We start from the raw sequence: 12,394 nt of genomic DNA, 5'->3' as shown, positions 1-12,394 counted from the left end.
GCCTCCTCCAAAGCCGTCCCATACTGTTGACGATCGCAATTAAGAACGAAAAGAAATTCGCTTGTCAATAAATAAATCCAATTGAATTATTAATTCCATGTGGCATGTTGATTAAAAATCGGGCATAGGCCAATGAACGGGAGGAGTGGCCAATGTCGTCCTTGGACGGTCCGACGCACGCGCCGGGCACACCACCAATTCTAAATCCGGCGGGAGGCGCGAACCAGGTCAGGGTGCGCGCCTATAACGAGCGGCTGGTCCTTTCGCTGGTGCGCCTCTACGGCTCGCTTTCGAAGGCCGATATCGCACGCCGCAGCGGCCTTTCTGCTCAAACCGTTTCCGTCATCATGAGGGAACTGGAGAGGGAGGGGTTGCTTTCAAGAGGCGAGCCCGTTCGCGGCCGCGTCGGCCAGCCGTCGATCCCGATGCGTCTCAATCCCGACGCCGTCAATTCCTTCGGCGTAAAGATGGGCCGGCGCAGCGCCGATCTGGTTTTGATGGATTTCGTCGGACGCATCCGCATGCAGTTGCACCGGACATATGCCTATCCGCAACCGGACGAAATTCTCGCCTTTATCATTTCCGGTATCCGGGAGCTTGAAAGCAGGCTCAGCGACAGGCAACGGAGCCGGGTCGCAGGAATCGGCATTGCCGCGCCCTTCGAGCTATGGAACTGGGCAGACGAGGTCGGTGCGCCGGAGGGCGCAATGGAAGTCTGGCGCGGGTTCGACCTGCAGGCCGAAGTCGCCGCGCGCGTTTCTTATCCGGTCTATCTGCAAAATGATGCGACCAGCGCCTGCGGTGCGGAGCTCGTCTTCGGCGTCGGCCCGTCCTATCCGGATTTCGTCTATTTTTTCATAGGGTCTTTCATCGGCGGCGGCATTGTCCTCAATTCGGCCATCTTCTCCGGGCGCACAGGCACCGCCGGCGCGATCGGACCGCTTCCGGTACGCGGCAAGAACGGCGAAAACCGCCAGCTTCTCGATATCGCCTCGATCTTCGTGCTCGAAAACATGCTGCGCGAGAAAGGCATCGATCCTCAGCCGCTTTGGTATTCTGCCGACGACTGGATTGACTTCGGCGAGCCGATGGAAACCTGGATCCAGGACACTGCGAAAGCGCTGGCTCAGGCGGTCGTTGCCGCTGCCTCGATCGTCGATTTCAGCGCTGCCGTCATCGACGGCGGCTTCCCCGGCTGGGTGCGCACGCGTATCGTGAACGCGACAATCCGCGAGGCCGCGAAACTCGACCTGCAGGGTGTTGTGATGCCAGAGATCATCGAGGGCGTGGTGGGCGCGCAAGCGCGCGCGATTGGTGGCGCGAGCCTGCCGATTTTTGCGCGCTATCTAACCGACCAGAACGTGCTTTTCAAGGAGATTGAAAATGCTGAAGGGACTTGATCCGCTCTTGAGTCCGCAACTGCTCTCGACATTGCGCGAGATGGGCCACGGCGACGAGATCGCCATCGTCGACGGCAATTATCCGGGTGTCGAGCATGCGCGGCGGCTGATCCGCCTGGACGGCCACGGCATCGTGCCGGTGCTCGACGCAGTTCTAAGCGTGCTGCCGATCGACGATTTCGTGCCTGAGGCGATCTTCCGCGCGACCGTCAAGGCCGAGCGCGACAAGCTCGATCCCGTGCATGAGGAAATGATCGACTGCTGCGCCAAGCACGAGCCGCACCGCGACGTGACGCCACTTGTCGGCCAGGATTTCTACAATCGTGTGCGCGCCGCCCACGCCGTCATTCAGACGAGCGAGCCGCGCCTCTACGCCAACATCATCCTGCGCAAGGGCGTCATCTACCCGAAGGCTGCCGGCGAACATGTCAAGACGACCGTCGAGCCTTTCGACTATTGACGCTCAAATCTCGCCCGCCTGCGGTCCCCAGACATCTGTCAGCGCGAAGCCGCCCGAGTGCGGGTCGAAAGGGTCGAGCGCCACCTGCGACAGGCCGAAAGTGAAACCGCGGCCGGTGATCGTCGGGATGATGGCCGGGCGGCCTGCAACTTCGGTTATCGCCTGCAAGCCGACCTCGAATTCAGAGCCGATGATCGAGCGCGACTTGAAGATGTCGCCGGCCTTGGCCTTGCCGCGCGCATGGAGGGCCGCCAGGTTCGCCGAACTGCCGGTGCCGCAGGGCGAGCGGTCGGCGCGGCCGGGCCACATCGTCGTGCAGGTGCGCACCGCGCCATCCGGCTCGCTATCGCGGAACATCACATAGGCAACGCCGGAGATCGCCGGAATTTCCGGATGCACGACCGGGATATCACGATTGATGATTTCCTTGAGGATCATGCCTGCCTGAACGAGGCCTGCGGCATTTGCCTTCTCGATCGTCAGGTTGATCTGGCGGACATCAATCAGCGCATAGAAGATGCCGCCATAGCAGATGTCGGCTTTGACCTTGCCCCAATGCGGCGTTTCGATCTCGATGTCCAACTGATGGACGAAGGCCGGAACCATGGTGAGCCGCACCTTCTCGCAGCGACCGTCGCGGCAGGTTGCCACCGCCTTAACCAAACCGGCAGCGGTCTCGAGTGTAACGACCGTTTCTGGTTCCTTCATCTCGACGATGCCGGATTCGAGCAGCGCGGTGGTGACGCAGATCGAATTCGAGCCGGAACTCGCATGCGCCTGATCCGGCTGAAGAATGACGAAGGCTGCATCGGCATCGGGATGCTTGGCGGGCAAAAGCAGATTGACGGACCCGATCGGCGCGCCGCGCGGCTCGAGGCAGAGGAAGCGGCGAAGCTCAGTGCCCTTGGGATCCGTATTCAACCAATGAAGCTGTGCGGCGACCGTCTCACCGGGGATCTTCGGCACGCCGCCGATCGCGACCCTGCCGATCTCGCCTTCGCAGTGAACGTCCAGAAGCTGGATGGTACGCTTCCACCTCATTTTTTACTCCCCTCAAACGTGACGCGTGACGCCGCCATCGACGCGGATATTCTGACCCGTGATGTAGCCCGCGCCATCAGAGAGCAGGAAGGCTGCGGTCTTGGCGATTTCTTCCATATGACCGATGCGCTTCATCGGGATCTTGTCGGCGGTTTCAGGCTTGTGGTTGAGGCTGTCGATATAGCCGGGCAGGATGCAGTTCATGCGGATATTATCCGCAGCATACCGATCCGAATAAAGCTTCGTGAACGCGCCTGCCGCCGCGCGATAGGTGCAGGAAACGGGGAAGATCAGCGACGGCTCATAGGCGGCGAAGGTCGTGATGTTGACGAAGGCGCCCTTGCCTTGCTTCAGCATGACAGGCGTCACGAGGCGTGCCATGCGCACCAGCGACAGGATCATCATGTCGGAACCGAGCGTCCACATCTCGTCAGTAATGTCCAGGAGATCGCCCTTCGGCGGATGACCGGTGTGGTTCACGACGGCGTCGATGCGGCCATAGGTCTTCATCGTCAGGTCGAAAATCGCCTGGATGTCTTCGGCTTTTTCCGCCACGCCTCGTGACGCAATGCCGCCAAGCTCGAAGGCCAGCTTTTCGCAGCTTTCGGAAGGCGACATCAGGGCCAGAAGATAGCCTTGCGCGGCCAGTTCGCGGGCGATCGCCTCGCCCATGCCGCGGCCGCCACCGGTAATCAGCGCTACGGGCTTCGTGCTATCGGACATTGGTTCCTCCTAATATCGGTTTATGCGGAAGGGGATTATGTCGACCGTGGGTTTGACGCCCATCACCATATCGGCGATCAGCCGCGCTGTCGTCGCCGAAAGCGTCAGGCCGAGATGGCCGTGGCCGGTTGCATACCAGACGCCGGGCATCTTCGATGAAGGCGAGATAATCGGGATCGTATCCGGCAGTGCCGGGCGATGACCCATCCACTCGGTCGTCTCTTCGATCTTCAAACCCGGCAGCGCGCGTTGCGCATGGCGCACGAGCACCCGCGGGCGGCGGAAATCCGGGAGCGCGTCGAGACCCGCCAGTTCGACGTTGCCGCCGACGCGAATGCCGCCGGCCGTCGGCGTGACCATGAAAGCGCGATGCGGCCAGATAATCGAATAGCGCATCGAGATGCCGGGCTTCATGATCTGCGTGTGATAGCCGCGCTCGGTTTCCAGTGGGATCGGCTCGCCAAGCTTTGCGGCAAGATCGCGCGTGTGCACGCCGGCTGCAAGTACCACCGAGTCGACCTCGATGCTGCCACCGCCTTCGAGCAGTACGACAGCATCGCCCGCCGGCCTGCGTTCGATATTGCGCACGGTACCCGGCACGAAGCGCGCGCCCGCCGCCTGAGCGGCATCCGCAAGCTTGACTACCAATTGGTAGGGATCACGGATCGATTTATTGTCCGGCAAAAGCACGGCCATGGCGATCGAGGGCGAAAGCTCCGCCTCGTAGTGCCGGATCGCGCCGCCGTTCAGGACCTCGAAATCGAAGCCGTAGCGCTGCATCATCTCGATATGGTCGCGGTCGGCGGCGAATTCAGCTTCCGTTTCATAGATGGCGAGGCAACCTTCCTCCGTCATGAGTTCCGGCGCGCCGATTGCAGAAAGCATGGTTCGGAAATCGCCAGGCGCTTGGCGGGTCAGACTCATGCCCGCATCTTCGATCTCGCGCAACCGGGACGGGCGGCCGGCAGCAATGAAGCGCAGCAACCATGGCAGCATTTTGGGAGCGTAAGAAGGCCGCACCCAAACCGGGCCCTGGGGGTCCATCAGCCAGCCGGGAATCTTCTTCCACGTCGCCGGACCGGAACCCGGCGCAAAATCGAGCGCGATGCTCGCCATGTTCCCGTAGGACGCGCCACGACCCGGTTCGCCCTTGTCGATCAACGTCACCTGAAATCCGCGCCGCTGCAGCTCGAAAGCAATCGACGCCCCAATTACGCCTGCGCCGACAACGGCGACGGTCTGCTTCCTCTCATTCGCCATATCATCATCCATCAAGGCAAGGCCTGAGCGCCACGATTTCCCTGTGATATATCAGAATGGGATGAATGCCTATGAGGAATTTTATTGTGTCGGCAAGCCGGCGCCGACAGTATCGCCGACAGAGCCCGCGGTATTTTCCATCGACTGGCCGAAGCGCTTTAGCTGGGCATCATAGTTGCGGCGCGTGCGCGGATCGAAGATCGCAATCGGCGTGCTGACGGCAACGCTGGCCGCACTTCCGACCGTTTGCGCGGCGCCCATTGCGACCGCCCCGACCGCTTCGCCGAGACCGACCTGCGAGTCCGTAATCGTCTGGCCAGCGATCAGCCGGTCTCCGATCAGCTTCACCACTTCCGGACTTTCAGCGAATTTGCCGTGGTTCAGCCGGTCGCCGCCCTTGAGCTTGGTGAGATCGAGGACGGTAATGCCCGCCGCCTCGAGCTTGCTGCGATAGGGCTCCGCCGAAGGATCGATCTGGCCGAGGCGATCGACATTGCCGGAAATGCGGCGCGAAAGTGCCAGCGCACGGTCGTCCCGCGAAACGAAGATGGTGAAGTGCGGCCTCTCCTCGCCGAGGCTCACGAACTGCCGGCCGAAGACATCGACGTCGAGATCGGGGGAGGCAAGGATGACGTTGTTGATCTTGCTTGCGACGTGCCCATCCCGGATCGCCATCTGGCGCAGCGCCTCGACCGTCAGCCAAGTGCCCATCGAATGGGCCATGATCGTGATATCGCTGACTGCCGGATTCTGGGCGGTGCGGCGCAGCAGCTCTTCCAGCGCATCGCGGGAATAATTCGTGCTTTCCTTGTCGTAGTTGTAGTCGAAGATGCTGCCGCGCGACGGCCAGGTGAAGACGACCGGCGCCACGTCCGCATGCGAATCGTGAACGATCTGCGCGAAGCGGTAGACAGCATCCTCGTAGAGATTGTTGAAGCCATGGACGAAAACCAGCACACGGCGGCTCTTCGGCATATGGCTCTTCAACCAGACCTCGCCTGCCCGTTCGCCTTCCAGCGGATCGACCGAGACGGTGACGAAATCGCGGAGCGGATCTGCCGGCAGGCGCTTTGGCCATTGCACCTGACCGATCTTGCGATTGGCATCCGGCGGTATCGAAACGTTGACCGCATTGACCATCAGGCCGGTGCCGCGCTCGCCGGAAAAGAGGACGGCGGGATCGTTGTCCCGTGCGCGCGTGGTTGCGACAAGAAGATCGACTTTCGAGGTGCCCGGCTGCACCGACCCCACTGGCGTCATCACGCCGATGTGCCGTCCGCCGCAGGCCGATAACAGGAAGGCAGCGAGCGTGAGGCTCGCAAGCGTCTTCTGCATGGCCCCCGATCCGTCAAACATGCCTACTCCAACATCGACGCCTGGCTGAACGCACTACGGCTGCTGCTGCTCAAATAAGCCGTGGGCGCGAAGAGAGTCAAATAAGGCAACGGCTGGATGGCCATCGCGTAGATGGGCAACTGATTTTCCAGGGCTGAAATAGAAAAGAGCCCGGCGCGGGAGGAGGTGCACCGGGCTCTTGATCCTGACTGGCAACTGGGAGGAGGAGTGTTACCAGTCTGCGTAAGAGCGCTGGGAGGAGGAGTGCGCTGCTTACGAAGCTATTAATACCTAATCGATTTGATCGAGAACAGGGTTATTACCGCAATGCAGCAATGCGTCTTTCGCATGGCTCGGCGCCGAATTTTGCGAAGACGCCTCATTTTGCAGCAATTTTGATCAGCTGGTCAAAAAATCATTCCGACAGAGCGCGATAGCCTAGCGCCGATTTTTCGCCTCATCCCCAAAATCCGCCAGCATCTTCCAAAGATCCGCAAAAAGCTCTCGGGCAAAGGCCTCCAACGGGCCTTCTGACGGACGTTCCTGCCAGCGTTCGCCGCCGACGCGCAAGGCTCCGATGACGACCGCCGAGAGGAGGCGCATGCGTGCCCGGACTTCCTTCCCTTGGCCGCCTCTTGCGATCAGTGCTTCCGTCAGCTTCTGCTCAAGTTTTGCATACTTCATCTGATCGCGCGCTTTTAGCACCGGCGTGCGACGGATGAGTTCGCCAAGGGCGAGACCGCGTTCATTGGCAGAAGCGACGACGGTCTCCACGATCGCTTCTTCAACGACCTTCAGGGGCGGCTCGCTCTTCGGCCTTGCGGCGATGGCAGCCATCAGATGGCCGGCAAAGGAATCCTGCCAGGCGAAGACGACCTCTTCCTTGGAGGGGAAATAGTCGAAAAAGCTGCGCTTCGATACGTCGGCGGATTCGGTGATGTCCTCGATCGTCGTGGCATCGAACCCGCGTTCGAGGAACAGCGTCATTGCCGCCTGCTCGATGCGCTCGCGCGTCTGCCGCCGCTTGCGTTCGCGGCGGCCTTCCGTCGCGCCGGCTTTTTTCAATTCAGTCATCTGCGTTCGGATGCCTCAGCCGTCAGTCGCTTTGGCGGCCGCGCCAATTTCCTCTTCCCTGCGATGATATTTGAAGCGCTCCCGCGAGAGCTCAAGCGGCTTGCGGCGCGAAATTCTGTAGACTGCAGCAGGCGGCAGGTTACGCATCGTGCCGCCGATATGCGTTGCCTTGAGCCCCATGCGGTCGAGGATCGGACGCGGCACGGGGCAGCGCGGCCCATAAGTGAACTGATAAAACGCACCGCCGGCCCGCATGTAGGTGAAAGCACCGGCAAGGATGGCGGTGATTTTGCGTGGCGACATCGAAAGCAGCGGCAGACCGCTGATCACCGCCCCCACCGGCTCGCCTTCGAAGATGTCGGCGTGAGCCAATTGCCCCGCGTCCATCTGCAGGACGCGAGAGTACGGAAAGCGTGCTTTAAGGTTGCTGATGAATTCAGGCCCGTATTCGATCAGCGTCAAATCCGCCTCTCTGACGCCTCGGGCGAGCAGCGCGCGTGTGAAAACACCCGTGCCAGGTCCCAGTTCGATGATCGGCCCGTCAAGCGCGGCGATCTCCTTCGTCATCAGCTTGGCGAGCGAAACCCCAGAGGGAGCGATCGCGGCGACGCGGAGTGGATTGCTTACCCATGAGCGGAAGAAATGCAGGAAATCGGAGCATACAATGTCTGCGGTCATGTTGATTAGCCCACTTTTTTTGAAATGCAATGTGATTATCCAGCCGCCATCGCCTTCAGAATGGCAATTCCAAGGCGTCACTGGTCCGGCGCAGCGCACGTCCAGTCTTTCATCCCAATTGGATCGGATCCTATCCTTCAATTATTGCAGTTTTATATCTATTGCATTTTTGCATTTAGTGCAACTCATATGAGCCGAGTTCATGGAACGGCCGTATACAGATGCTGCCACACCGGCCAACAAGCCGTTTCACCTACCTTCAAAGAGAGCATCCTGTCGCTGCCCTATCGATCGTAGACCGCGCGATAGCCTTCTGACGAGGCGCAGGCGTCATACTGCCTGCGCGCAGCGTCGCGTGAGAGCGCTTCCGCTTCGGCGCCATGGTAATCGCCAGTCATCTGTGCGCGCAGTTTGTTTTGCTGCATCGCTTCGCCGTACATCGCATTGGCTTCGCCGATGCACATGGCGTGGGCAACGAATGGCGGATTGACCGGGCTGCCGACGGGATAAAGAACAGGTTTCTCGGCATAGCTGACGCATCCGGCAAGAACGGCCGCGATCGGCGCTATCGAAATCACAACCAGGGTTCTCGCCTTCATAATTCTCTCCAATGCGCCCGCTCCGCACCATCGCGGCGCAGAACGCAGATACAGGCGCAAGATTGCGCGAAGCTAAGCAAAGGAGATCGATGGCCGTAGCAGGATGGTCTCCCAGCCACTTACATTTGCGGCTGCCCATTCGTCGTTGACTTCCCGGATGATGAGAGGAAAATGTCCTTCTATGCGTCCCACGCAACATAAGGAGTGCCTACGATGACGATCGCAGGAAAACTTCAGGACTATATCGCCGGTGAGGGTATCGCTTACGACACCGTCGCTCATCACCGCACAGCAACAACCAGCCAGTCGGCGCAGGCCGCGCATATTCCCGGCGGCAGGCTGGCCAAATCCGTCGTCGTACATCACGAAATGGGGTACGTCCTAGCCGTTGTCCCGAGCACGCACCGGATCGAATTCTCCACATTGCAGGATGTGATGAACCGGCGCCTTGGTCTCGCCTCGGAGGAGGAGGTCAGCTCGCTTTTTTCCGATTGCGACATCGGCGCAGTGCCGCCCATCGGCCCCGCTTACGATGTGCCGGTGATCCTCGACGAAAGCCTCGGCGACGCGAGCGACGTCTATTTCGAAGGTGGCGACCACAAGACACTCGTGCATGTCAGTGGGCCTAACTTTCGCAGCCTGATGAAGGATGCGCAAATCGCCCGCTTCAGCCACCTGCCGTAGACGATCCTGGGCCTGCTCTCAGCAGTGAGCTAACCAACCGATGCTCCTACGTCAGGTTGGAACGCCCATGCCGAATAGGTGAATCGGCGAGCCTCCGCCTTGATCTCGGTGTCTGCTGGGGAAGCTGCCAGGAACCCGCCGTGAGGGCCGGCTCCACAACGTGGAGTTCGGCCGTTACGCCTGCACGCCGGAGGGCTCGGTGCATGCGCACCGTATCGGACAGAAGTAGGTCGCGCGTTCCCGTCGCCAGGCTCGCAACGACCAATGCCGATGGCGGATAACTTGTCAGGACCTCGGTATAATGCTTCGAAGGTCCGTCTCGGACCCTTCGAGACGTTTGTCATTCGTGGCCGCCATTCAACGCGATTACGGCGATGCACACTCCGGAAGGCGCAGCGGCTTCTTTATCTTCGCGAGCTCTTCTGCCTTGGCGCAGTCCGCAAAGCCGGCGAGCCGCATGGTTTCGATCAACCGCTGGCGCTCCGCTTCATTGAATCCGGGCTGATTGACAAGTCCCTCGACGGTCAAATTGGGAAACCGCCTGAGTGCGTCCGTTACTGAGACCTTCGCCTCTTCAGTTCGGCCAATAGCCGCAAGCGCGCCAGAACGCATCACCCAGTGTTTCCTTCCATAGTTTTCCGGCGTCAAGCGGTCCAGCATCCGCAGGGCATCCTCATACCGGCCCGCCATGAAGTAGGCGTGAGTGAAAATCCTGGCACTCCACATCGGGAAACCGGGGTTGAGACTGACCGCCTTGTCGACCAGTTGCGCGCCGCGCTCAGGCTCGCCGAAGGTCGAGGCCCAATCGATGTAGAAAGTCAGAACTTCGAACTGGCCGGGAGCGAGGCGCAGTGCGGTATCGAACTCTGCCTTGGCGCGTTCCAATTCTCCTTTGTCACCCAAAGTGCTCGCGTAGACGACATGTGCCTCTGCATCGCTCGGATCGAGCCGGACGGCGCGCTCGGCTGCCTCGGCAGAAAGAGCCCGGTTCTTGTCGGGTTCAACCCCAAAACCGGCCAAGATAACATGGGAATGGCTAAGTTCGACCCAGGCGCGGGCAAGGCCGGGGTCCAATTCGACCGCGCGGGTGAGCAGCTTGACGGCCTCCTCGACATCCGCCTGATTGACTTGCTCGAGTTTTTCGGTGCCGAGCAGATAAAATTCGTAGGCATTGAGATTCTCGGGCGGCTTTCGGTGGGCGGTGATGCGGCCCGCCTCCTGGACCAAACCTGCGCCGCCGCCGAGGCGGTTCGAAATCTGCTCGGAAATTTCGATCTGGATTGCGAACAAGTCCTCGTCCGGGCGGTCCCAGCGCTGCGACCAAATGTGTTTGCCCGTTTTGGCGTCGATGAGCTGCGCCGTAATTCTTACGCGGTCAGGCTGACGCTGGATGGAACCCTCGACCACAAATCCTGCGCCAAGCGCCTTACCCACTTCACTCGGCACGGCTGGTTGGTCCCGGCATTGTTCAGTCGAGTTACGGGCGATCACCTGGAATTCAGGGAACCCCGCCAGATCGGTGATTATGTCGTCAGTGAGGCCATCGGCGAGGCGTCCGGTCGCCTCGTCGCCGCCATAGTTGTCGAACGGCAGCACCGCTACCGACGGTTTGCCGCCTAATGTCGCAGTCGGCCAGAATTGCCAGGCCGTCCCGGCCAAAACCAGAATAAGGACTGGCACGGCTGCTGCTGCCCAAACCCAGCGCGGAGGCCATGACTGCGCTGGTTGGCGTGGGGCTTGTCCCTCAAGGATAACGCGGAAGGCCTGCACCGGTTCGGCGATATTCTTCACCTTCTGGTCGCCCATCGGCTCGAAGCCGAAAGCTAGCTTCTTCTCAACCTCCCTGGCGACCTTTCCCGAGACGCAGATGCCGCCCGGGTCTGCCAACTGCTGAAGCCTGGCCGCGACATTGACGCCCTCGCCATATCGGTCCTCGCCGTCGACGATCACCTCGCCGAGATTGATCCCGATCCTGACCCGGATCCGCTGGTCCTCGGGAACGGCTGCATTCCGTTCCGCCAGCCCGCGCTGCAGCGAGACGGCGCATTCCACGGCGTCCACCACGCTGCCAAATTCGGCGAGGATCCCGTCGCCCATAAGCTTGAAAATCTGGCCGTGATGGCGGGCAATCTCCGGCTCAAACAGTTCCTTGCGTCCGGCACGAAGGCGCTCGAATGTGCCAGCCTCGTCGCGTTCCATCAGCGCGGAATAGCCCACGACATCAGCAGCGAGGATGGCGGAAAGCTTGCGGTCCATTGGTTCGGCCTAACTTCACCGGATTATAGGACTGGTCGCACTTAAATGAAACGACCGACCTCAACAAGCGCTTCAGGGGAACCCGCGCTTCATCCAACACTTCTACTGAACGCCGCAGGCAGTCCCCCCGGTGTGGAATGCCCATGTGAGCCCGATTGTTCGTGTGCCTCCTGCAAGTCGCTTGCAATGTGAGGATCGTCGTCGAACGCGGCCCCACGGACCGGTGTGGGCGAAGCGGCGCATGGCCTAGCCGTAGCCTTAGTCCATTTCCGCAAGTTTCGAGACATTCGAGCTGGCCTCCCGGAATGGCCGACTCGGGTCCAGACTGTGTAAAAGCGCTGTTTATGAAAGGTTTAAGACGCTCGAAAAAACGCGTCATGTCGCCGAGCTTCGTGTCGCGCATCGAGGCGGCAAGAACGCTTCGGAAACACAATCCGGGAACGTGCCGGGAATGCCAGGAACGGCGTTTATGGAAGCCTTAGGGAAAAATGGCGCACCCGACGGGATGAAACTGAGAACTCGTATGTCCTTACCATAGCTACAGATTTCTAGCTGGGGCCAAACGGCATCGGCAGGCCGCTTCGCCGATAGCGGTCACAGATCGGACGGAAGTGACCGTCGAGGAATGGCAGCGGGGGCCGACACCTGCGGTGAAAGCGCGAAATCGGGCGCCGACCTTGTTCAGGATCGCTTCCGCCAGGGTTGCGGCGTGAACGCCGGAAAGGCTCGTCGGCCACGGCAGCTCCTGCGCGTCCCGAAATCCTTGGGGCTTCCCATTCAATGAAGCCTTTCGCCATGGTAGACTTAGACGCTGCAAACTTGGAGAATCGCTAATGGCGGACGATCAACTGAACTCGTTCGCCTGACAATCGTGCAATCCAGGA

11 protein-coding genes are annotated in these 12,394 nt (G+C 60.5%); 3 read left to right on the top strand and 8 right to left on the bottom strand.

The window, feature by feature from the left end; genetic code table 11:
- The first annotated feature begins 152 nt into the window (after positions 1-152).
- Together N2599_RS00475 and N2599_RS00470 are read left to right on the top strand one after the other, a co-directional pair.
- A complete protein-coding gene (locus N2599_RS00475; protein ID WP_027510754.1) occupies positions 153-1,400 on the top strand; it encodes an ROK family transcriptional regulator in 1,248 nt (415 codons plus the stop codon).
- Positions 1,384-1,860: an RbsD/FucU family protein gene (locus tag N2599_RS00470; RefSeq protein WP_027510755.1), complete on the top strand. Its 477-nt coding sequence runs from the start codon at positions 1,384-1,386 to the stop codon at positions 1,858-1,860. Before N2599_RS00475 ends, N2599_RS00470 begins: the two co-directional genes overlap by 17 nt.
- Positions 1,861-1,863: 3 nt before the next feature.
- Here the strand turns inward: N2599_RS00470 and N2599_RS00465 are convergent, their stop codons facing one another.
- The 7 genes from N2599_RS00465 to N2599_RS00435 form a co-directional block, all read right to left on the bottom strand.
- Complete coding sequence (locus N2599_RS00465) at positions 1,864-2,901, bottom strand: 4-hydroxyproline epimerase (RefSeq protein WP_027510756.1); 1,038 nt, start codon at positions 2,899-2,901, stop codon at positions 1,864-1,866.
- 12 nt (positions 2,902-2,913) lie between these two features.
- Positions 2,914-3,624, bottom strand: coding sequence for an SDR family oxidoreductase (locus tag N2599_RS00460; protein WP_027510757.1), 711 nt, complete (start codon positions 3,622-3,624; stop codon positions 2,914-2,916).
- Positions 3,625-3,633: 9 nt separating this feature from the next.
- The gene (locus N2599_RS00455; protein ID WP_027510758.1) at positions 3,634-4,884 is read right to left on the bottom strand and encodes an NAD(P)/FAD-dependent oxidoreductase; all 1,251 of its coding nucleotides are present in this window, start codon (positions 4,882-4,884) and stop codon (positions 3,634-3,636) included.
- 81 nt (positions 4,885-4,965) lie between these two features.
- The gene (locus tag N2599_RS00450; protein ID WP_209444072.1) at positions 4,966-6,219 is read right to left on the bottom strand and encodes an alpha/beta hydrolase; all 1,254 of its coding nucleotides are present in this window, start codon (positions 6,217-6,219) and stop codon (positions 4,966-4,968) included.
- A 438-nt stretch (positions 6,220-6,657) separates the two neighbouring features.
- Positions 6,658-7,293 carry a TetR family transcriptional regulator gene (locus N2599_RS00445; protein ID WP_027510760.1) on the bottom strand — a complete coding sequence of 212 codons (636 nt, stop codon included), beginning with the start codon at positions 7,291-7,293 and terminating at the stop codon, positions 6,658-6,660.
- A gap of 15 nt (positions 7,294-7,308) precedes the next feature.
- Positions 7,309-7,971 (bottom strand): class I SAM-dependent methyltransferase, encoded by a 663-nt coding sequence (locus N2599_RS00440; protein ID WP_027510761.1) that lies wholly within the window; start codon positions 7,969-7,971, stop codon positions 7,309-7,311.
- A 284-nt stretch (positions 7,972-8,255) separates the two neighbouring features.
- A complete protein-coding gene (locus N2599_RS00435; protein ID WP_051336604.1) occupies positions 8,256-8,570 on the bottom strand; it encodes a hypothetical protein in 315 nt (104 codons plus the stop codon).
- A 213-nt stretch (positions 8,571-8,783) separates the two neighbouring features.
- Between N2599_RS00435 and N2599_RS00430 the strand changes: the two genes are divergently transcribed.
- A complete protein-coding gene (locus N2599_RS00430) occupies positions 8,784-9,254 on the top strand; it encodes an aminoacyl-tRNA deacylase (RefSeq protein WP_027510763.1) in 471 nt (156 codons plus the stop codon).
- A 366-nt stretch (positions 9,255-9,620) separates the two neighbouring features.
- Here the strand turns inward: N2599_RS00430 and N2599_RS00420 are convergent, their stop codons facing one another.
- Positions 9,621-11,510 (bottom strand): adenylate/guanylate cyclase domain-containing protein, encoded by a 1,890-nt coding sequence (locus tag N2599_RS00420; protein WP_027510764.1) that lies wholly within the window; start codon positions 11,508-11,510, stop codon positions 9,621-9,623.
- Positions 11,511-12,394 lie beyond the last annotated feature (884 nt).

The sequence above is a fragment of the Rhizobium sullae genome, from assembly GCF_025200715.1.
GTDB lineage: Bacteria > Pseudomonadota > Alphaproteobacteria > Rhizobiales > Rhizobiaceae > Rhizobium > Rhizobium sullae.
This window is presented reverse-complemented; position numbering and strand designations above follow the sequence as displayed.